The 21,429-nt window shown below is 63.0% G+C and carries 20 protein-coding genes; 1 reads left to right on the top strand and 19 read right to left on the bottom strand.

Going from position 1 to position 21,429, the window contains the following annotated elements; all coding sequences use genetic code 11:
* Positions 1 to 33 precede the first annotated feature (33 nt).
* The 4 genes from BLR29_RS21865 to BLR29_RS21880 all read right to left on the bottom strand — a co-directional run bounded on the left by BLR29_RS21865 (position 34) and on the right by BLR29_RS21880 (position 5,197).
* Positions 34 to 1,146, bottom strand: coding sequence for a fimbrial protein (locus tag BLR29_RS21865; RefSeq protein WP_092139488.1), 1,113 nt, complete (start codon positions 1,144 to 1,146; stop codon positions 34 to 36).
* Positions 1,137 to 3,713, bottom strand: coding sequence for a fimbria/pilus outer membrane usher protein (locus BLR29_RS21870; RefSeq protein WP_255371353.1), 2,577 nt, complete (start codon positions 3,711 to 3,713; stop codon positions 1,137 to 1,139). Before BLR29_RS21870 ends, BLR29_RS21865 begins: the two co-directional genes overlap by 10 nt.
* A gap of 84 nt (positions 3,714 to 3,797) precedes the next feature.
* Positions 3,798 to 4,559: a fimbria/pilus periplasmic chaperone gene (locus tag BLR29_RS21875; protein ID WP_255371354.1), complete on the bottom strand. Its 762-nt coding sequence runs from the start codon at positions 4,557 to 4,559 to the stop codon at positions 3,798 to 3,800.
* Between the two features lie 89 nt (positions 4,560 to 4,648).
* Positions 4,649 to 5,197 (bottom strand): fimbrial protein, encoded by a 549-nt coding sequence (locus tag BLR29_RS21880; RefSeq protein ID WP_092139490.1) that lies wholly within the window; start codon positions 5,195 to 5,197, stop codon positions 4,649 to 4,651.
* A 307-nt stretch (positions 5,198 to 5,504) separates the two neighbouring features.
* On the opposite strand from BLR29_RS21880, the gene BLR29_RS21885 reads away from it, so the two are divergent.
* Positions 5,505 to 6,569, top strand: coding sequence for a hypothetical protein (locus tag BLR29_RS21885; protein ID WP_143018500.1), 1,065 nt, complete (start codon positions 5,505 to 5,507; stop codon positions 6,567 to 6,569).
* Between the two features lie 130 nt (positions 6,570 to 6,699).
* On the opposite strand, the gene BLR29_RS21890 is transcribed toward BLR29_RS21885, so the two are convergent.
* From BLR29_RS21890 to sctE, 15 genes are all read right to left on the bottom strand, one after another.
* Complete coding sequence (locus BLR29_RS21890) at positions 6,700 to 7,122, bottom strand: hypothetical protein (RefSeq protein WP_092139494.1); 423 nt, start codon at positions 7,120 to 7,122, stop codon at positions 6,700 to 6,702.
* Positions 7,088 to 7,834 (bottom strand): hypothetical protein, encoded by a 747-nt coding sequence (locus BLR29_RS21895; RefSeq protein ID WP_143018501.1) that lies wholly within the window; start codon positions 7,832 to 7,834, stop codon positions 7,088 to 7,090. Before BLR29_RS21895 ends, BLR29_RS21890 begins: the two co-directional genes overlap by 35 nt.
* Positions 7,794 to 8,399: a hypothetical protein gene (locus BLR29_RS21900; protein WP_092139498.1), complete on the bottom strand. Its 606-nt coding sequence runs from the start codon at positions 8,397 to 8,399 to the stop codon at positions 7,794 to 7,796. The genes BLR29_RS21895 and BLR29_RS21900 overlap by 41 nt, the downstream gene beginning before the upstream one ends.
* On the bottom strand, positions 8,396 to 9,250 hold the full coding sequence (gene sctJ, locus BLR29_RS21905) for a type III secretion system inner membrane ring lipoprotein SctJ (protein WP_092139500.1): 855 nt from the start codon (positions 9,248 to 9,250) through the stop codon (positions 8,396 to 8,398). The genes BLR29_RS21900 and sctJ overlap by 4 nt, the downstream gene beginning before the upstream one ends.
* Complete coding sequence (sctI, locus tag BLR29_RS21910; RefSeq protein ID WP_092139502.1) at positions 9,247 to 9,555, bottom strand: type III secretion system inner rod subunit SctI; 309 nt, start codon at positions 9,553 to 9,555, stop codon at positions 9,247 to 9,249. Before sctI ends, sctJ begins: the two co-directional genes overlap by 4 nt.
* 18 nt (positions 9,556 to 9,573) lie before the next feature.
* The gene (locus tag BLR29_RS21915) at positions 9,574 to 9,822 is read right to left on the bottom strand and encodes an EscF/YscF/HrpA family type III secretion system needle major subunit (RefSeq protein ID WP_176861023.1); all 249 of its coding nucleotides are present in this window, start codon (positions 9,820 to 9,822) and stop codon (positions 9,574 to 9,576) included.
* A 13-nt stretch (positions 9,823 to 9,835) separates the two neighbouring features.
* A complete protein-coding gene (locus BLR29_RS21920; RefSeq protein WP_176861024.1) occupies positions 9,836 to 11,020 on the bottom strand; it encodes a PrgH/EprH family type III secretion apparatus protein in 1,185 nt (394 codons plus the stop codon).
* Positions 11,021 to 11,151: 131 nt separating this feature from the next.
* On the bottom strand, positions 11,152 to 11,694 hold the full coding sequence (locus tag BLR29_RS21925) for a lytic transglycosylase domain-containing protein (RefSeq protein ID WP_255371355.1): 543 nt from the start codon (positions 11,692 to 11,694) through the stop codon (positions 11,152 to 11,154).
* Between the two features lie 11 nt (positions 11,695 to 11,705).
* Positions 11,706 to 13,922 carry an inositol phosphate phosphatase SopB gene (locus BLR29_RS21930; RefSeq protein ID WP_092139507.1) on the bottom strand — a complete coding sequence of 739 codons (2,217 nt, stop codon included), beginning with the start codon at positions 13,920 to 13,922 and terminating at the stop codon, positions 11,706 to 11,708.
* A gap of 122 nt (positions 13,923 to 14,044) precedes the next feature.
* The gene (locus BLR29_RS21935; protein ID WP_092139509.1) at positions 14,045 to 14,626 is read right to left on the bottom strand and encodes a putative adhesin; all 582 of its coding nucleotides are present in this window, start codon (positions 14,624 to 14,626) and stop codon (positions 14,045 to 14,047) included.
* 23 nt (positions 14,627 to 14,649) lie between these two features.
* Positions 14,650 to 15,300 carry a putative adhesin gene (locus BLR29_RS21940; protein ID WP_143018502.1) on the bottom strand — a complete coding sequence of 217 codons (651 nt, stop codon included), beginning with the start codon at positions 15,298 to 15,300 and terminating at the stop codon, positions 14,650 to 14,652.
* 23 nt (positions 15,301 to 15,323) lie between these two features.
* On the bottom strand, positions 15,324 to 17,342 hold the full coding sequence (locus BLR29_RS21945) for a hypothetical protein (RefSeq protein WP_092139513.1): 2,019 nt from the start codon (positions 17,340 to 17,342) through the stop codon (positions 15,324 to 15,326).
* Positions 17,343 to 17,406: 64 nt separating this feature from the next.
* Positions 17,407 to 18,450: an IpaD/SipD/SspD family type III secretion system needle tip protein gene (locus BLR29_RS21950; RefSeq protein WP_092139515.1), complete on the bottom strand. Its 1,044-nt coding sequence runs from the start codon at positions 18,448 to 18,450 to the stop codon at positions 17,407 to 17,409.
* Positions 18,451 to 18,504: 54 nt separating this feature from the next.
* Entirely contained in the window at positions 18,505 to 19,647 is a 1,143-nt protein-coding gene (locus BLR29_RS21955) for an IpaC/SipC family type III secretion system effector (protein ID WP_092139517.1), read from the bottom strand.
* A gap of 36 nt (positions 19,648 to 19,683) precedes the next feature.
* Positions 19,684 to 21,429, bottom strand: coding sequence for a type III secretion system translocon subunit SseC family protein (gene sctE, locus BLR29_RS21960; protein WP_092139519.1), 1,746 nt, complete (start codon positions 21,427 to 21,429; stop codon positions 19,684 to 19,686).

Genomic DNA, 21,429 nt, shown 5'->3' on the forward strand with positions numbered 1-21,429 from the left:
GCGTGCGGGCCTGCACGCCAATGCGCGATGTCGCTATTGATAGGTGAGAGTGAACGTCATCGAGGTGTTGGCAGTGCCCGCCGTCACGACGCCGCCGGTCTGGTAGTAGCGGGCCTTCAGGGGAATGCGGAAAGCCCCGCCACCGGTAGTGATTCCGGCAAACGAGATGGCGTTGCCGAGGGCAAGCGCATTACCCGCGTTGTCGAGCAACTGCACACCAATCCCATTTGCCGTCGACGCCGAATCCAGGGCGACCACAGCGTTGGCGGCATCCAATGTCGTCGTCGCCGGGTCCAGCCGATACTGGATGGAGGTAATGCCGGCGGGGCAGTTATCCAGCGCGATGCTGAAATCCTTCGCCGAGGTAAAGCTACCCTGTCCCTTCAGCTCGCTGCTGCGATGCGCGCCCAAATCCACCGTGAAGGAAGCCGTACGGCAAGTGAGTGTATTGACGACAAGGGGACCAAGCCCGAAGACGAAATTCAGGCGATCCGGACCGGAGTCCAGTCGGATGCGGACATATTCCCGGGGCGCGATGGTACCGCCGGTGCCGATCGTGGCCGCGGTCTTTATCAGCTCCACGCGAATTTTCTCGTCACTCTCCCAAACCAGTTGGATGGTGCCGGAGATTGGAATTCTGGCGGGAACCACGCCGTTCTGAGGACCCCGTTCGATGATCGTGAATCGCAATCCAAGCCCTGGGATACCGGATTCATACACATCCGCGAAGCCAGGGACGAGTGCCTGAAGTCCCTCATAGAACAGGGTTCCGCCACCGAAACAGACCCCGAAAGGGCCCCTTGTCGTAATCACTGGAAAGTCCCGTTTCCCGATAACCTGGCCAACGGCGGCATCCCTGGGGACGCTGATGGACTCGGAGAACATCGCGCTGGCCATCTGGGTTGGATCATGGCCCTCTCCGGTGCATGCCGCCACGGCGTTGCCCGGCAGCGCGGCGATCGCACCGACAGACAACAATGCTGCCAGGATGTATCGGTGCGCCAGCGACCAAACCGCCTCCGGGCGTGACGAGCGAAAACTGCGCAAAGCGGCTGTAGCGACGCCCGACACGCCCTCTCCGGGCGGCTTCCCGCCCTTCGCCTGCGCCGGCATGTTCTTCTCCAGCGATCCTGTGCTCAACTGCATATGGCCTCCGTCACGATGAACTGCAATTCCGGTGCATTGGCGGCATCGGGCAAGGCATAGTGCAGGTCGCAGACATCCCCGGGCTTGCCACCCAAACGCACCCTCAAGCGGCCGCTACCGGCCGGCAAGCCATGCACGATCACGCGCCCGGCCTGCCCGACCGTACCGAGCGGATGGCCGGCTTCGCCGAGCACTTCCGCGCCAAATGGCAGCGCCCGGCCATCCGCCGTACGGGCGCGAATGACGGCGGTGCGGCCCTTGCTGAGGGTCGCAAACGGCACGGTAACCACTGCGCCCGATGAAGGCGCCACGCGTTGCTCGGTCGACGCCAGTTCCACGTCGAGAGGAAGTCCCGTGGGATCGACCTCCACGCTGTTCATGGAGAACGGTGTCATGTTTGACACCACGGCGCGTCCCGAACGATCCAGCCGCAAGCCGTTGCCATTCGCCACGCGTGCCCCGGCCGCATGTTCGGCCTCGACGATGGCCAGCGTATCGCCCATCGAAGGCGCAAGCACGACACCGCGTTCATACGCGACGATGCCGCCGGAGATGCCGAGCCCAACCTGCGTGTAGGCATTGCTCGCGCTGACGTTGCCCGTCAGGGTCGCCGCCGGCGCGGCGTACGAGGCGTTCGCGCCAAGGCTCGCGATATGGTTCGCCTGGCCGCCGTTGCTATATCCCGCATTCAGCCCGTAGGTGAAACGGTTGTCGTCGCCCACGGTGCCCGCCACCGATTGCTGTGCATTGACGGTGCCGTCGGACGCGTGCTCGATGCTGGTCGTGGAGTAGGGCGAGCCCGGACCCTCGCCGAGGGGAATACTCAGCGTCAGCATCACGCGGTTGTCCCACGTCACGTTGTTCACGTTGTACTGCCGGGAGGCCGACACGCCATAGCCTAGCCGGCGGTAGTGATTGCTATAGCCGAGCTGGAACTGAAGGTCGCTACCGTTCGCGTTCCAGTAGTTCTGCATGGACCCGGTCAGATAGAAGGAGCCAAATCCCAAAGCCAGCGGCTGGTTCACCGTCAGTTGCAACCTCGCTCGCTGTATGCCCTGGCTGATCGGACTCAGGCTTCCGCCGGATGTCTCGCCCAATGCGATGGCGTCGGACAGGCCAAGATATCTGCGGCTCGAGTAGCGGTAAGCCGCCAGCGTCAGGTTGGTCCGGGTGGGTGCAACCAGCTTGCTATATGACAGCCGCACGCTATGGCCGCGCTGGGCCGGCTGGTGCTGCAGGCGAGCCAGCGCTTGCGTCACGTCCACGCCCACGGCGCCGTACGTCGTGTTGAACGCTGCGCCAAGCAGCGCAGCCGCATAGTCTCGTGCCACGAGCATGCCGCCATAGGCCGTGACCAGATTGGAGAGCCCATGCTGGATGGTGGCCTGCAGCATCAGTGGGTTCGCGCGGATCGTAGCGTTGCGGTATTGGCCGAGGGCAACGCCATATCGGGTGACGCCGGGACGAAGCGCGTTCACCGCCGCGGCATAGGGAGTGCGCGAGACGCGGACACTGCCATCGGCCTCCTGGACGACGACCTCGAGATCGCCGCCGTAGCCTGTCGGGTAGAGATCGTTGATCTCAAATGCCCCCGCGGCGACCGTTGTCTCGTAGATGACGTTGCCGTTCTGGCGAATCACCACGCGCGCGTTGCTGTTTGCGATGCCCCGAATGGTCGGCGCATAACCGCGTTGCGACTCCGGGAACATGCGGTCGTCGGTGGCAAGCTGTGCGCCGCGAAGGCCCACGCTGTCGAACAGTGCGCCATCGGTGAAGGCGTCACCCAGCGTCAACTGGCTCCGGATCGGCGCGATGGCGCGTTGCGCGAGGGTCTGCACGCTCTGATAGCGGGTTTCAAGTCGATCATCCTGATTCAGGCTGCCGCCGTGTCGAAAGCGCCACGGGCCGATGTTGAAGCCCGCGTCCAGCCCGACATACCCGTGTGATGACGCCCGCCCGTCGACGATGGTGCTGTAGTGATTGGCGTTGTATTGCAAGCGGGCGGCGGTCACGCCGTCGTCCCAGTATTTCGGATCCACATAGCCACGGGCGTGGCGCACCATGGCGACCTGCGGGATGCTCAGCGCCAGCCGCTGCTCATTGCTGTCGAAATCCGCCGCGCCTCCCGCGATCAGATCCGGCAGCGGCGCGCATGCGTCGGGCGCCTGCCGGAGCCGGGCTTCCGCTTCCGCGGAAAGCCTGCTGGTATCGACGCCGATTCGCGCAAGCAACGCGCGACCGAAACACGGCTGCACGTTGGCCTCCTCGTCGCCAATCCGGCGTACGGCCACGTCCGCACGCCCCATCCCGGTCTGATTGACAACCAGATCCACGCGATAGTCGCCGGGAAGCACTGCATTGCGCCGACTGAATCGACGGATATCGACACGGTGCCCGTTCGCCTGCTGAAGGAGCTGATCGTCGAACTGCACGTCGGCCAACAGCTCCGGAGACGCCGCGTTGTCATCGTCGGCACCGGCGGCCGCGCCAAAGCACATCGACAGCGCCAGGGCGCCGATCTGCCTGATTCTTCGAAGTCTTGCGAAACTGGCTGGGCGTCTCATCATGAATAGGGTCATGCGTTTTCTTGCGCGGCTCGATAGCAACGATCCGGTGGGCGGATCGATTCACCGGTGGCGGCTGCAGGCGCTTTACTCGGATGCCGGAATAGATTCGAACGCCGTCTCGCCGAGGGACAATCCACCGTGGTCGTTGATCGACTGGTAGCGCACCATGAGAGCTGGTGCTGCCGTCAGCGGGTCCTTCACCCGGAACGACTTCACCTCGCCGGGGCCGACCATTCCCGCATCGGTGGATACGGCGCGGCTATCACCGTCGATGACCTCCAGCTTCGCGAAGGTGACGTGGTAGGGCGTGGGATTGCGGGCCTCGATCGAATGCGTGGTGCCGGTCGTGACGACTCGCCATTGAATCTTGCCGGGGGCCTCCGCTGGCTGGCCGTCCAGCCCCTCGGGCCGGAAGAAGAATTTGAGGCGCGTCCGGAAGGCAAGCTGCAGCGTGTTGCTGTCAGCCGAGTCGCCGGTCGGCTTGGGCGCCACCTCCAGCACGTTGAGCCAGAACAGGGTTTCCTTGTCTTTCGGCAGCGCCTCGCCGCTATAGAACACGCGCAAGGTCTGACTCCGTCCCGGCTCGATGCGCGTCAGGGGAGGGGAGATCACGAAGGGAACCTCGATCGCGGCCGGAGCAAGATTGGTGTCGCCGTTGTCGAGCCATACCTGGGTCAGCGCGGGCAAGGCCCCCTCGTTGCCGAGCTTGACGGTGACCTCCCTTTCCTGGCCGTTGTAGACGATCCGCGTACCCCCGACGATGATGGAAGCATCAGCCGAGGGGGAGCCCAGGAATGCCGACGCGCACAGGCAGGCCGCGGCGACGGCCGTGACACGATTCTTCATGATGATGGGGAGCCGGTAACCGGGCGACGGCGTTGTCGCCACGGATGAACAGTCGCAAGGCGGACAGGGCCGCTGCGCCACGCTGGTGATCAGGGATACACGACGGTGTACCGCACGCTCGAGTTGGCCGTGCCGGCTGTGGCGGCACCTGTTGCGACGTACTCTGCGATGTATCGCAGCGTCGCAGCACCACCCGACAGGGCGACGTTCCTCGAATTCTGAGATGCATCGGGGAAGCCGGCCCTGATGGGCGAGGTGTCCGCGTTGAGGAGCCCGATCTGCACATTGGTGGCGGTGCCAGTTCCCGACGCAAGGATCAGATTTCCGGTTGCTGTATCGGTAGTCGGCCCAGCTTCGAAGAAGGTGTGGACATCGCCGGCGGCAGGCGTGCAGCCGCTCAGCGAGATGGTGAAGAACGTCCGCCCTGCGGTGCTTCCGGGTGTATTCAGCGAGGCAGTGGAGACCCTGGGCAGCGCGACGACGAAGTCTCCGCCGCTTGCACCATTGCCGGCGATCGTACAGGTCTGCGCGGAAATGCTGCCGGTGAAGCTGATCGTCCCGTCCACAGCGAAGGCGGACTGTGAAAGGATGGCTGCGGCAGCCGTGAGGACGTGAAGGGGCTTGAACTTGCGTTGCATGATGGCTCCGGTGGGGTGAACGGACCGCTGTCGAATGGACCGTCGTTGGACGCACGATACGCAGACCACCGATAGATGACTTTCTAAAATCGCTCGTGTTTTCTTCAGGGAGCGAAGCCCGGCAGAGGGAGGGCGCTGTGGACGCGTTACGTTGGGAGGATGAGCCGCGCATCGCGGCGAGCGCCGGGACGCATTATTTTTGAAAGCGGTGCGGAATGACAGTCGATACAACCATCGTTCAGGACAGACAACACTTGATGCCCACGCAAGCCGGTTGTCTTCACCTTGATTTCAGGAGCCGTATTCCATGTCACTGACTTCCCCGCCTTCGCTGCCCTCTGTTTCGCCGGCCTCATCGCAAAAGATTCCTGAGCCCCTTGAAGAGCGCCCGCGAACCTTTGCATTCCCGCGAGCGCCAGTGATCTCGTCGACGAACAAGCGGTTCGAGAGTCAAGGCGCGGTGCTTGTGTTTCCTCGTGATCCGGCGCTGCAAGGCATCCTGGAGAAGCGTCGCGAACTGACGACGCCGGGCGAAACGGCGCCGCAGCACCTTGCACACCGGCCGGCTGCCACGCGAGACTTGCCCGTCCACACCGGCAATCAGACGGCGACCCAATCGACCCTTAAATCGACTCTCCAATCGGCCGTTCCGCCATCGGTAACGCCGGAAGGCGATGCGGCGTCGGCCGGCCGTACTCACTCAGCCTTCAGCTTCGTTGCACGGATCGTGCGGGTGTTCCAGCCGCAACGCTGGCTGGCGGCCATTTCATCGGCGGCAAGTCAGTTGGTCAGCACGATCAGGCAACACCTGGGGCACAGCGTTCCCGTTCCCTATCATCTGCTCGTGGAAGAAGCGCCGACAACACCATCTACCCTGGTCGGGGACCTGGAGGCGACGCTGGTGGACGTCCTTAACAAGACGCTCAAGCCGGAGAAAACGGACGCCGCAATCGAGCGCGCCCGGAGCTATGCCAAAGCGGGCGCGCTCGACGACTTCTACAACCTCCACAACCAAATGGTCATGAACGCGAACAAGTTGCCGCATAGCGGCGTTCTCAGAAGCGCAGCGACCGCACTGTTCCTCTTGCAGACTGCCAGGAAGGACGTCTCATGGCTGACACCGGCTCACATCGACACGGCAACCGAACTGTATAGCCGCCGCATTCCATTCTCGGCGTCGAGATCGGTTGCGTTTTCGCAGCTTGCCACGCAGCTACCGGCTGGGCTGCTGGAAGCCATGTCCTGGCAGGAAACGCGTCTGTTGATGAAAGGCATCGGCCAGACATTGGTCGACGTCAAGACACTCTGCAGGTCGATGACCGAAGCTCGCAAGTTCGCGATGGCCTGTGCGGGCCCGGAAACGCGAGTATGACGAGAAGGGAACGCGGCGGAACCTGCCTCGCCGCGAGGAACAATGCCCGCCAGAGCGGCGGGCATTCTTGTGAGACATCACGTTGATGTGGCGCCCGTGGTCTCCGTGGTGCCGATACATCCCATCCGCCCTACCAACTCTCCAGTTCCTCCGGTCGCTTCCACATCTCGGTGATGAAATTCGTCAGCACACCATTGGACGCCACGGCGTAGAGCACCGCCTTCTCAAGTTGTCCATAAACCGGCAGGGCCTCGCCACCATCGGCCTTCAGGCGGGCGAGCAGTTCGCCGAGTATGGCGGTATGGGTTGGAATCGGCCAGAACGGCGTGCTGCCGTCCTGGGCGACGTGGCTACGCATCGTTTGCATGATCTCGAGATAGCCGATGTCCGGATTCACTTGCCACGCATTGGCCAGCTGATCGTAAAGCGCATCGATATCCGTGGCATGGGCGCCTTCTGCCCGGGGCGTGCCGGAGGGTGTCCATGCCGGAGTTTGCTGCTCGGCGACTGGCGGGAAGTCAGGCGTCCGGCTCAGCGAGGGAATGTAGGTCATCGTGCTTCTCCAGTAGTGGGCCCGCTGCGAGGCCGGCGTCGACCGCTGGCGCATCGAGGAATACGCCGGCCATCCTCGCCCTGTATTCATCCGCCAGCTGGGCGCATGCGGCATGGATCGGTGAAAGACGGTCGAGTGTGAGTCGGACGGCGCGGTCAATGAAGCCGCCAACCGCAATCTCGGTGACGTGGTCGCCCGCGCGCAGCAACAGGTCCTGTCCGTCCCAGGATCGAATGTGAATCGAAAGGTTTGCGCCATGCGCTGTGAGGCGTTCCCGAACAAGGTTCTCGTCGAGGGTCATGGATCGTGGCAGCAACACCTCCACCCTGTGCTCGTCCGCCAGACTCTGGCCCGCCATGGCTTGCTCCACGGCCGAGAGCAATACTTCGGGGCGCGCCAATGCCTGCTCCAGCACCGCCCGCAGCTCACATCGCATGCGTTCCTTCCAGTGATCGACGATCTCGCCATGCATGCACAGATACTCCACCAGCATGCCGGCGGCTCGCCGCAGGCCCTCCAGGTGACCGTGCGACACCGCGCTTTGCCGCAACGTCAGCGCGTTTTCCTCGGCTTGCTCAACGATGCCCCGTGCCCGCCGGCGCGCCTCGTGGATCAGCGCGCGTGCGCCCTGGTCCGCATGAAGCTGCCGACTGCGGATGACGATGCCTTCTTCAGGCAATATCCGGCGAAATGTCTCGATGACTCTTGGCATACTGAATGACCTGCTGGATCAGGAATGGCGGCATGTCCCGCACCGTACCCCGCGATTCGAGTACGTCCGCGGGCATCCTGGTGGAGAACATCAGCGGTATGCGCTGCTGCCATGCCACGGGAGTCGACCTCAGCCATCCGCCCAATGCGGCTAGCCCCGCATGCTGCAGGCGAAGCCCCGCAGGCAGCGTCGCGGGAACCCGTGGTGTCTGCGGCAACGGTTCGACATTGGGGAACTGAAGCAAGGCAAAGTGCCGCAGCGCAGGGGGCAGGGCAGATAGCTGCCCTCGGCCGATCAGCTCGCCACGCAGGCAATGCGCGCCGGCGAGCATGCAAACGATAGGGAGTTCCCACCAGCAGTCGGCCAGCGTCCTGTCTGCTGGCGTACGGGGCGGCGCCGGCCCGTCGGATAGTCCATATACGGCCATCACAATACGGCTCAATGCGGCCCGTTGGCCCGCGCACCTCGTCGACATGCGTGGGTTGAGCCTGGAGGCATGCAGATAGCTCGCCGGATCGTAGAGGATGCGATCCGTGGTACTCACCGCTGTGTGGGTCAGGCTCATGATCGCTGCGGCGCCTCCGCGACCATGCCGTGCGCCGTGGCACTGGCGACTGGCACCCGGGCATTTCCAGGCCGGGATTCCGCGCCATCTCCCGCGCGTGCGCCATTCCGGCGAGGGTCGTTTCCGCGATGTGACCCGATCATCTGTTCGCGGCGAACCAGCCAGTACGTCAAGCTCACCGCGAGAAGCACGGCAAGCACGCCCCCAGCGGCAATCCACAGCACGACGGTATCGGGATTCCGGCGCCGCGCCTCGCGTGGGGCCTCGTGCTGCAGCATGCTCTGGCGCACAAGGACCACCGAGATGCGTTCGTAGTCCAGCTCCGCGATGCTATTCCTGAAAAGCCGCTTGATGTCGTTGATCAATGCCGGCGCGAGAATCGATCCGTCGTGCGACGCCAGTGCGGAGACATGAACCGGATTGCCCTTCCGGCCTTCCATGGCTTCCAGGTCATAGCTGATGTGCACCCGTGCCGATACCACCCCGCTGATCGTGCGCAGCGATTGCTCCAGACGTTGCTCGATGGCGGATACCATGCGTGCCTTCTCGGCGCGCGGCGATGCCACGAGAGAATCGGACGGGAACATGTCCGCGACCTGCACCGCCTTGGCAGCGGGAAGCCCGTAGGCCTTGAGAATATCCACCGCGGTGGCAAAGTCGGGTTGATCCACCTGGACGCTGAATCCGCCCTTGTTGGAGAGCTTGGTGGCTTCGATATTGTGGCGTTGCAGAACGGCCATCACTTCGTTCGCCTGCGTCTGATCGAGATCCTGCAGCAGGCTCGCCTCATTGCATCCTGACAGCAGAACCACCACACAGAGCCATCCGCGCCCAAGCCAGCGTCTGATCATGATCGCAGCAGCGTCTCCACGAGGGAAACACCCTTGCGCGTCAGTGCGCTGACGGTTTCCACTTCATGGCGGTAGTCACCGAGTTGTATCTGGAGCGCAAGGAGCGCACCCGGAGCGGAAAGCCGTGTCGGATGCTGTACATCGGCCATGATGCTGTCGTACAGCGATTGCGTCGCGGCCGACGACCCGGCGAACAAATCGCGAAGCCGGTCATCCAGCGATTCCACTTCCCCATTTTGCGGACTGATATCGACCGCCGTGGTTCTTGATAATGCCTCTACCTTCGAGACCATCTGTACCGACATGAATCGCTCCTCGACCTCTTAGCGGAAGTTGGCCACAATCGTGGCGTCCATGTCCTTGAATACCTTCACGGTCGAGGACTGGGCGTTGCGGAGAATGCTGACCTCGGAAATCACCGCCTGATATTCCGCGAGAATCGTGGGATCGGAGCTGCCGCCATCGGCCAGCTTCTTTCGCAGTTCAATTTCGCGCGCGAAGAGTTCGGCGCCGCCCTCCTCGAAGGCCGCTGCGGTGGAGACCATCAGACCGGTACCTGTGAATATCGCCATTACTGCTCCTTGCCTAGAATGTCTGGGGAAATAGCCAATGCCTTGGCGTTACCTTCACGTAGCCGCCAGAGCCGAACCTGTAGGACTTGTCCTTCAGCCAGTCGTCCTCCAGGTATGTCGAGAACTCGATGTATCGCGAACCAAAGTTGTCCTGAAAATCCGCGATCAACTGCTGCATCCGATGCCGGTTTGCGTCATCCAGGGGGCCGACGACGCGAAAGATGACGCTGTTGCTCGTTCTTTCGCGGACATAAGGCAGGCCGAGACGGTCGATGCCGGCGGCGGCCTGATTCTCGATGGCCGCATCCTTCCAGGCGTGGATTCGAGGCGCCTGCGCATAGGGCATCCACGCCTTGAGTTGACCTGACAGCGCCCGCCTGCTCTCGGCGGACAGGCTGGTGCGCTCTTCACTGATCATCAATACGGGCCGTCTGGCGTCTGCGAGTTCAATGCGATGAAACGCGATGTCGGGGTAGCGCTCCTGCATCAATGCCTGAATTCGCATTTCTTCCGCGTGGATGGTGGTGACCAGCACCTGCTGACTCAGTGCATGTCTGGCCACTGCCTGCCGGGCCCAGGACGCATTCCGATCCGTCTTCGAGAACACATGGACAACCGTGGAGCCTTCCACCGGCACAATCTGGTAGTTGTCCGGGTCGCCCGCAATCAATGTCGCGATATCGGCAACCTCATCCTCCCCCCGCACGTCGCCCCACATCCATATCAGGACCGCTAACGTAGCGAGGATTGCGATCATGCAAGCGATGGGAGTCATCGACGATCGCCGCACCGCTCGCCCGCTGTCGGACGTCGCGGCGCCAAGCAAGCCGGGGCGCCAGTCTGCCCCCGCTGGCTTGATGCAGAAACGCAGCGGGCCCACCTCCCCAATCGTGTGAAAGGGGATTTGCCACGCGCGCGTGCTTTCACCGAGCGTTCGCACGACCACCGCATCGTCGGACGCTGCTCCAAGCTCGATCTCGAAATTGACGCCATCGCGATCCGTGGGGATGACGATGGTGTTTGGCGGAAGATCGACCATGCCTGACGACTGCGCCAGATCGGATTCTTGCCTCTGGATGAACAGCGTCACGCCTGGCAGCAGGATGTATTCGCATCCCTTCAGCGAACCGCTCAGCAAACGAATCACAACGTTGCCGGTGCCGTCACCACTGGTACCCGCTGAATCCAGCTCTTCCATGCTCCGCTTCTCCACATTCACCTTGCCGTCACGCATCGCAATACCGGCACTCAAAATCTATCAAACCGATCACGCGCCCAGAATTGGACCAGTCCGAAAGCACTGGGAAATTTCATCGTATTGGCACGCCATCAATGCAGCGGCTCACCGCGAATGCCGATGCCTCGGGCGTGTTTGTCGACGAGCCTCGCGAATCGCTCGGCTACCTTCGCCACATAGCGTTGCCTGGCCGCTTCCCTGCGAGGGCCGCTGCCGGCGTTGTATGCGCCAACGGCGCGCCAGGTATAGCCGTGCTTGCGCACGAACTCCGAAAGGATCTCCGCGCCGGCCATCACTGCCACGCAGGGGTCATTCATCAGGTCATCCCTCGTGATGCCGCGCTGTGCCAGCTTCCCGAAATGGATGCTGTTGATCTGCATGAGGCCGACATCCACGGTGCCATTGGCATTCCTGCCAATGAGGCGTGGATTCATGGCCGACTCGACTTCCGCAATCGCGCGCAGCAGCAGCGGATCGATTGTGTAGTGGCGGCCCGCCTTGCCGAAACAGTCCGCAAACGCGAGGGCCGGTGTTGCCCCCACGGACAGCACAAGCGACACGATCAACGCGTTGGCTACCGCCGGCCATGCGGCCATCGCGTGGCGCAGTCGGTAGAGATGACTTACGCCCTGCATCGGGGATACGGCTACGAGGCCGCCGCAACGCCCGACCAGCCGTGTCCGGCCTTCAATATGTCCGGATGCATGCGGTCGACATAGGACAGTGACAATCCACTGACGGCCGGCAGTCGCTTCAAGACCTTGTTGCCCATGACGCCCGTGTTGCGCTCCTGAACTTCCAGGTTTCCGGAGTGAAGGACCACGCTTTCCATGACCGATCGCTCCGCCTCTTCCCGGGACCAGGTCGTGTCGCCGCGCTGCCGTGCGTCATGCTGAAGTGTCAGCAGCGTCGCCTCCCGCTTGATCTCCGCATCCAGCATGCCGGTGCGATCCTTGCCGCTCTTGCAGTTCCAGCACGGCACCGCGCCGATTTCGAAAGCAAGCATTGCCGCGCGCTGTGCTGCCTTGTACGGCGCGTCATCGTCGTGGTGATGCGACCCTTTCGCCATGAAGTCCTTGAGCTCCCATGCCAGGTCGTAGACCCGTCCCATGTTGTCAGGCTGTGGCGTCGTCCGGATGTAACTTCCCGCCCAGCTGGATGGTGACAGCGCGACGTTCGTCGCCAGATTGGGGCCTACCAGTTTGCGCAGGGCTTCCCTGTTATAGGCGTCCGACGTATCCAGGCCGCCGTGGAGCTTGAGCGCAAACTCGTTGACGCCGAAGTTGAAGGCCGCCACGCGCAGCGCAACGCTGATCGTCTTCGACTCCCCGTTCTCGTCCCGCACGGGCAGTTCCACGACACGCATCGCATCCAGGGCGGCCCACGCTTCCATCTGCTCCTTGAGCATGGTGTCCTCTCCCGCGAGATTTCCGGGCGTCAGCAGGCTCGTCGACACGAGATGGAGATCCACGATCTCCCCGGCGAGTGCACGATCCCACTTTTCGCGCTGCGTCCACAGTGCGGCAGTGACGACCTCTTTTGCGCGCGCGAGGTTTGCCGCCGCGCGCTTCTCCGGGTCCGCAATGCCGAACGCCGACATCACGCCCGAGCGCACCCCCTCGAACAGAAGCTCGCCGCCACCCGGCTGGTTCCCATTTGCCGAAAACCTTGAAATCCAGAGATTGACCGCGTGTTGCGCTTCATCCGTGGTGCGGGAGCAGACGCCGCCGTTCCCATAGTCCACCGCGTGAATGCCGTTGCCGTTGCCATTGTCGTACCGCATCTGGGCAGCCGGCGTCAGGGTGGAGACGTAGTGCACCTCGCCGTACGGGAAAGCGGCCTCGACGGTGTTCCACGGCCGCCGGTTAAGCGCGCTGGTCACCGCACGCCGCAGGGCCTGTTCCGCCACGACTCCCTTATCGTTCATGTCTGGCAACGCATCCGCGATTTTCCGCACCAGCATGTCATCGATGCGCCGGATGCGATCCACCGTCTGCGCCGAGCCGCCTCCGTCCGCTGCAAGCAAATCCAGCTTCAGTTCGCGCATCACGAACTGCCTGTCATCGTCCGTCAGTGTTACGTGAGGAAACCGTGTTTCGATATACGAACAGATCGCCCCGGTCACCGCGTTGTGGACCTGATGGATGTCCGAGGACGCTCCGCAGTGGAAAGGAATCATCTCCGACAGACAGGGCACCCAAGTCTCCCTTGCCGTATCCGAAGCGAACCGGCTCTGTATGCGAGGCCAGGCATCGGGCAGCGCCCTGCCGAGGCTCGTCTGGATGCTTGCTTGCAGCATCCGGGACATGCTCTCTTCAAGTTCCGCCGACCGTTGCCAAAGCTGTTCGGCTGCCGCGCCGTCCCCGACGCCGAGTTGGATCAGCGCATCGCGCGTGGCATCTGTCTTGAGCTTTTCGACACGCAGGAGCGCATATCCCGACCGAGGCAGCCTTTCCTGCCATTCCCGTTGCGGCGACGTGGGGCGATCTTCCACCGATGCGCTATCCAACGACACGACCCGTCCGATTGCTGAAACAAAGCGACCGAACAACGATCGGCATCGCGCAGCCGGAAGCGCGTCGGCATCGCCGGCATGAGCTGTCGATCCTGTGTCGGAGGCATGCGAAGCGCTGTGGTCAATAGTCAGGAGTTCCAGGGACTCCGGCTCCGCGCGAGGTGTCAGAAACTGCCTTAGCGAAGCGCAGACATTGCGCAGCATGCGCACGAATCCAAAGCAGGAAGACCCGCACATCCCACGGGATGCGGCATCGTCGGAATCGCGGCGGGAAACCTGTGAGTTGTCCGTCGCGAGATTGCTCGACAATGCGGCCATGCGCTGATAGCCAGCAGGTGTGACGATCATGTGATGACATTCCTTTCTGTCGTCGAATCCGGCCTGGCAATCCGTTCAGCGATCTCCCGCTGTGTCTTGCCCGGCCGTTCGGGTGGTGTCGCGAGCCTGTCTACCGCATTGCCGGCAAACGTTCACCAGCCACGACAAGACAGCCAGTGAATCTCGTTGTAGGGATGAATGCTTGCGAGCGCCTGAAAGACATCCTGAGTTCTCACCAGCTCCTCCGTTCGGATCACCAGTACATCAAAGTCGACGTTGCGGTTGTATTCAATGGCTCGGCGGATCAAGTCGATGGATTCGCCGGGCGACGCGTTCCCCGGCCTGTTCTCCACCTCGAACCATGGATTCGCAAGCCACGCATTCGGTATGCGCCCTCCCGCCGGCTCGACGGTTTCAACGACAGGTGGCATCGGATCAACGCCCGCAATCACCCGACCGGTAGTCAACAGCAAGGGCTGGCCATCTTCACAATAAAAAAGGACCCTTGCCGGCGCATCAAAATGGGTGGCGTCGTCCGCTGGCGCTTCCGGATGTTCCTCTGGAAATGGCTGTAGCCACTCTCCGCCAACGCTATGCCCCACGACGTACAGCTTGTCCTGGTACTGCAGTGAACCCTTGATGATTGAAAACTTGCCATGATTCTCGATCACCGCGCCGCTCTGTTGAAACTGCGCGCCGGAGGCGACGAGATGTTGAACAGGTGCAGGAAACATTTTGTATGGCCCTCGGCAAACGTTCACTGTCCACGACAGGACAGCCAATGAATCTCGTTGTAGCGATGAATGCCGCCAAGCGCTTGAAAGATATCCCGAGCTCTCGCCAGCTCTTCCGTTCGGACTACCAGTACGTCAGCGTCGAGGTTGCGGTTGTATTCAACCGCCTGGCGGAGCAAGTCGACGGATGTGCCGGGCGACGTGTACCCCGGCCTGTCCCGCAGCTCAAACTGCGGATTCGCAAGCCACACGTTCCGTAAGCGCCCTCCCGCCGGGTCGATGACCTCAACGACGGGCGGCATCGCCTCGACGCCCGCAATCACCAGACCGACTGCCAGCGTCAAGGTTTGGCCATCCTCACAGTAAAAGAAGACCTGTGCCGGCGCATCAAAGTGGGTGGAGAGATCCATGGGAACGTCTGGCTGCGCCTCTGGATATAACCACTCTGCCGGGAGGCCATGCCCAACGACCAACAGCTTGTCCTGGTAGCGCTGCGATCCCTTGATGATCGCGAATTTGTCATGGTTATCGATGACTGCGCCGGCCTGTTGAAGCTGCGTAGCGTAGGCGACGAGATATTGAATGGGTGTAGGAAGCACTTTGCCTGGCCCTCGAAAAAATGAACTTCGTTCGTAGACACTGCCCTTGATACCTACCGCAATCGCATGCGACATCGCCCCCGCGTATCGCTTATGGCTTACCGCTTGCGCCCCACTGAAGCCCCGTCGAATGCATCATGGGCCCCCGAATCCGACTGCCGATTCACGCGATCCGATGTGCGGGCGGCATCGGCCGGGACGCTCTGGTCTCGCGGGGATCCGGGCAATGCACGTTCGTATTCCGCCGGCCCTCTCAGATTGGGACGTGTAGTCGTTGACAAGTCCGAGGCCGTCGATATGCCCGGCACGCCTTCGACCCGTCCGTTATGCGCAAGCGCGCTGGCGATGCGGTCTCGCCGCTCGGCTTGCATCCATGTTTCGAACGGCTCGGTGACAGACGGCGCATCCACGGAGCGTTGCGCCTGTGGGTCGTCGCGTGATGCCGGGATGGATGCGTTGCCCGCCGGCATCGGACGATCCCGGGCGTAGTCATGCGCCCCAACCCGTAGGGGCCGCGCGGAGGTGGACGGCCCTGGCAACGGTTGCACCGTTTCCCAGGTACGTGCGGCCTTCGTCGCAGGACCACTCACGTCATCCGCTGCGGCGGGAGCGTCGTCATAACGTCGGGGCGGCGTTGCACTGACATCTTCACTGAAGGCGATTTGTACCGTGGGCCCGGTCCTGACCGTACGGGCGACGATCCATTGCGCAGCGGCGCCGTCAACGGCGACTTCATTCGATACCCGCGCATGCGCGCGCTCGTCGATATCTTCGCGGCGATCATGACCCGGGGTGCCGCCTGATGGGGGCTCCTTTCCATGATTCCAACCGGCCAGGGGCGCATCGCTTTCCGCACCCGGCTGCGCGCCGGCCACAGTCTCCCTGCCAGGGGTTGCCCCGGCTTCCCTGAAGACCGGCATGCCGCCGTTTGCCGACGACGTGTCGCGTTGCCAAAAAGCGAACACTTCCGCAGACGACGACGCGGTAGCGCCACCGTCCCGCCCGGCGCTTGCGAAAAAGCGATCGGGCGAATGACCGTTGACGACGATGCTCGGACTGAAATTGTTCTGTGGCGAAAAATAATTGAGAGGATGCGCGCCGCGGTCTCCGGGTCGCTCGCCCGGCGCATCTGCGGGCACGGGGTGGGAGCGCTCGGGCGCGGCGGCCGGCCCGGTGCGGTCGCCTTCCTCCGCCGCTCGCGCTGGCTCCCCGCTACCGTTCTCTCGGAAGAGATCTCGGAACAGCAAAGCCGACTGCCAGAGCAGCCGCGCATGAAGTGCGCACGGCAGGGTCTTGCTCCCGGTGCCCGCGTGCCTGGAGAAATCACCCAGGCTATTGATGACGCCATCAAGTGCCCTCGCAGCCATCGCGGAGATGGTGCCGCGCGCCTCGCTCAGTGCCGTGCGCGTGGTGTCGTTCAGTCTGCCGACCAGCGATTCCGCGTATCCGATATGCGCTGGAAGTATGTCGTCGACAAAGATGCCGGCAAAGGCACGCTCGCGGATCTCGTCCCCCACGGCGCGATGGATCGCGGCCTCCAGCTTCTCCATCCGTTCATAGCGTGCAACGAACTTTCCATCACGCCATTGGCCGGAGAATGCGGAGTCGCTGCCGAGCTTGTCGTCAACCATCAATTGGCACATATCGCGCGCCAATTGCCGGCACGTCTCCTGGACTGCATCGTCCCCGTGCTCCAGGCCCATCCAAAGCACCACGGCGAGATCCTCCATGCCCATTCGCGCGTAGCAATCTCCGGACTCCATCAGCCACGCAACTTCCTCATGCAACTCGGAATCCGCGTGCGCCAGCACGCAGTCCAGCGCGTGCCGCACCCCTGGCTGCTCCCGCGATGTAAAAGCTGGACATGCGGCGGAGGTGCGGATCTTCGCGGCCTCCTCGCATGCCGCCCTGACATGGCTCCTCTGCTCGTCGACGAACGGCGCCGTGGCAACGTCGAGCCGTGCCTGTGCAAGCTGCCGGCTCTGGCCCGGCGATTCGGCCGTATCGATGGTCGTCCGGATCTGCGTGACTTCCCTGGCGAAGTCGCAGGCTGGATCGGTGGTCCGGCTCGACGTATCGAGTGGGTGCTGAACGAGATGAATGGCAGACAAGGGCATGGCTATCCTCTTTGCATGGACTCTCCGCCCCGGGTCGATCGTCGGGAAACCCAGGGCGTTCACATCAGGCGAAGTTCTGACAGAAGACCCGGAGCATGTCCGCCATGCTCTGGATGATGGAGACAATGGTCTTGTGGTAGTTCTCGAACCGCGAGTAGGCATTGGCGTGCTTCTGCCCAATGCGCTGCATCCCGTCCTCGATCCGCGATACCTGCGCGTCGAAGCCGGCCTTCCAGGTATTGAAGCGCGCGACCGAGATCTCCGTCCGCTCCCTTGATGGCAGGTTGGCGATCATCGCGCGGACATTGGACAAGTCCACCGTGACCACCCAGGCGCCGTCGCGCTGCACCAGGCAGTTCTCGGGCTTCAGGCCCAGGGTTTCGCAGATCTCCAGCGCCTCCTCTTTCGTGGGGCGCGTGGCAATCGTTCCCGCCTCACCGGAATACTTGTCGACGATGGCGGTCAGCCTGGCGTGGATCTTGTCGCAATCGAGCGCGATCTTGTTGTCGCCCACGGCATTGACGTAGTTGTTCAGTTCACCAAGAAGGGTGACGATGTCCTGATACAAGTCCAGGTTCTTCTCGAATGCCTTTTCGAGCAGCGCGAGCTCGCCGTCCTGCAGCTTCCTGATGCTTGACGCAAGCTCGTTCCAGATGTCACCGATGCTGCTGCGCAACGAAACCTCGGCCGCGCGGTCCGCATTCGCGCGGCGCGCCTCCTCCACGCGTGCCTCGACGAACGCGGAGGAAATGGCCAGCGCACTGCGGGCGTCGTCGGCGCGCCCGGCCAGCACCTGCCCGTCCTCACGCAGCCGCGCCGCGGTTTCGCGTCGTCGGGGCACGTCATCCAGATGCAATCGATCCACCATCGACGACAGTTGCCTCTGAAGCAACGTCTCGTTCAGATCGGACGACGTTTTATCCAGCATCCTCGCGTGTGCGGCCATTTCCTGAACGGACGCCTGCAGTCGCACAAGCGATGGATTTACATTGCCCTCCCGTGGAGCATCGCCAATTGGCGCCGCATCGGGCTCATGCATAAGTCCTTCCACGCTGTTCCTGCTCGCTGGCACCGTGCTATCGCGCTGCCAGCCGAGGATTTGACTCATGATTTGCTCTCCTTGCACGCTTCAACATGTGAATTCACGCCGTCTACTGCGCGCTTAGCCCTTGGTCGGCATCAGCGACGACAGCAACCCGATGGAAGACGCCTGCAAGTTGTTGGTCAGCGAAAAGATGTGCAGCAGCTTCTCCAGCAGGCGCGAGGAAAGCTCTGCGTCGCCGGACTGGATCGACTCCATCGCCCGGGACGCGGCGGCCGCCAGGTTGGATTCGGCGCGCTTATGGGCGGCATCCAGCCCACCCGAGCTCTGGGCCAGCCCGGATACGGCTTGCGCCTGCGCCGAGATCGCCTGGCCGGTGGCCAGCTGCGAGTTGAACTTGAAACTGTTCTGGTCACCCACCACGCGCAGGTTCTCCGCGCGGGCTGCCGCGTTGTCCAGCGATTGCGCGATCACGTCGTGTTCCTGCTGCGTCAACGCGTTTTCACTCGGTGCGACGTCGGCCTGGCCGCCTTCGCCGGTGACCTTGTTAAGCTGCCGCTGAGGGCTTGCATCGCCAGCCGTTCCGGGAGCACGCAATGCCGTCCTGGCATCCCGGCTCATCATGGACAGCTCATTGGCCTTGCGAACGTTCGTATCGAGGTTCGTAACCTGCCGGGCATTGGCGCTGTGGATCTGACGGGCGCCCACGCCGCTGACCGCCACCGACGAGACGAAGCCCACCGCCGCACCGGACAGGGCAGAGACCTCGGCGCTGATCGCCTTGTTGTTTGACAAGACCGTCATGTCGCTGGCGACTTCGCCGGCCCTGCCGGACGCCTCGCGCCGGCTCGTCTGCGTCATGCCGAGCAGCATCGCCATCATCGTCAATAGTTCGATGATGGCGTCGAGCCTGTTCTTGTCCCCCTTGGCCAGCCCGTCTTCCGCGTTCTTCAACGTCGGCGCATAGATTTCATGCAGCGTCGTGCCGCGCAGCTCCGCCTCCAGTTCCTTCGCGGCGGCAACCACGCCGGCACGATCCTCCGGCGACGCCAGGAGGACCTGCATGCCGAGGCCCGTCGCACGCTCTCGAAGGGCGTCGAACGGTGTCTCCGGCATCAGGCCGGCAACGTTGGGGCTTTCCGATGCGTCGATGACCCGGCCGGGCCGCGGCGTCATCGCGCCGGCGGTCACTTCATGGCTTCCGACCGCTTCGCTCGAAACATGGCGCGTCAGGTTGCCCGTCTGAATGCTGATTTCATTCATGATTCACTGCCTCCAATCCATGATTTGAAGAGGACGTCACACCGCGCGGCTTCCCTGCATTGCGCGTGCGATCGCCGTGCCGTTCAACGTCTTTTCCTGAATCACCTGGGACAGGCGGGCAAATGCCGCCGTCGCACTGTCCATGCTGGTAGCCAGCAGTTCCGTCATGGACTTGAGCATTTCCTCGAGAATTTGCAGGTCCTTCATTCCGAGGTTCATCGACGCCAGTAGCTTCGCCGCCCGTAGCTGCATCGTCCCCGCGCCGATGTCCAGGGCGCCGGTCGCTGTGGTGCTAGCAAGGTTCATCCATGCGGCGGCCTGGATCGTGCGTGCCCCGCGAATCTGCGTGCTGACGGTATCGGTTGCCAACCCCAGACGTTTGCTCGCCGCGTCGAAGAGGCGCAGCGTGGTGCCAGAGAGGCTTTGGGCAGCGCCCGAGACGGCGCGCTTCACGGCCTCCGGAATGAGGCGGCCAATCGTGCGTTGTATGCCCCGGGCCAGCGCCGATCCAATCCGGCTTGCCAGCCGTGCGGCGGCGCTGCCGACCACGCCCCCCAGGCCCGCGACCATGGCCACGACTACCGCCCCGGCCATCGCGATGGAGACGGCGATCATCGACACCATCCTCGCGACTTCCGCGCTGACACCGAATCCCTTGAGAATGTCCGCGACCCTGTCCATCAGAAACTGCAGGATCGGTTGAATCACCGCCATGATTGGCTTGAGCGCTTCCTCAAGGAATGATTTGCCCGTCACGGCTTGTGTCACGGTGTCCGCGAGCATGAGGGCCACACCGATCCCCGCAATGGCCAGGCTCGCGCCGCCGGTGAAGATGGCGCCGACGAAGGCGACAGCGGTGACCACCGCGCCCAGGATCTTGCCGACGCAGCCCATCGCCTTGTTCATCGCTTCGGACTTTGCGAGGTCCTTGTCGTACTTTTCCGCATCCTGCCTGAGCTTGGCAATGCGCACCTCTTCCTGCACGCGCAGCAGCTCGCTCTGCGTTTCGGCGCGTACCTCACCGCTTTGCAGCAGCAGTTCGCCAAGCGCACTCATCAATGCCAGGATTCGCGCCAGATTGCTCTTGTCTTCCTCGATCACCGTCTTCTGCAGGTCCACGCCAATGCGTACGGCCTCCTCGAACAGCGCATCCACTTGCTTCTGTGCGTCGACGTTGGCCGCCTCCGCGTCCCTGGCCGCCTGAAGCAGTTCGCCCAAGGCAACCTCTTGCATGGCCAGCGTGCGTTTCAGTGCATCGATCTCGAGAAGCAACTGGTCATGCCCGGCGCTGCCGGGTGTCGTGGAAGCCAGGGCGGATTGCAGTTCGGCCAGTCTGGCTTTCAGTGTGGCGACGCTCGTCGCCAGGCCAAGGGCATCGGGCAGGATCGCCGCCAGCGCAGCCAGTGCCACGCCCTGGCCATGCACGGCGGCTTCGTACTGCGCAGCGAGCTTCGCATTGGCTGCCACGATTTCCTGGCGGACCTTGCCCGCGGTCTCGGCATTCAATGCCAGCTTGTCGAGCGTCGACTGCTCGACAAGCTCCACCACGCGCGATAGCAGCAGCACGGCGTCGCGAAACGGAATCGACGGTGGCGCCAGCCGTCCGTCGCTGCCGGCGGCGGCGGTCTTCTGCTTTGCCAGCCGCCGCTCGACTTCCGTGGCCGCTACGACAAAGTCAGCGCCAAGGCGCTGGAAATCCGGGGTAATGTTGAGTCGCGGCGCTTCGGCTGCCTGATGGGCTTTGCCAGGATAACCGCCATGGTTCGTCGCATCGATTTTCAT

The sequence above is a fragment of the Cupriavidus sp. YR651 genome, assembly GCF_900101625.1.
In the GTDB taxonomy this organism is placed as follows: Bacteria; Pseudomonadota; Gammaproteobacteria; order Burkholderiales; family Burkholderiaceae; genus Cupriavidus.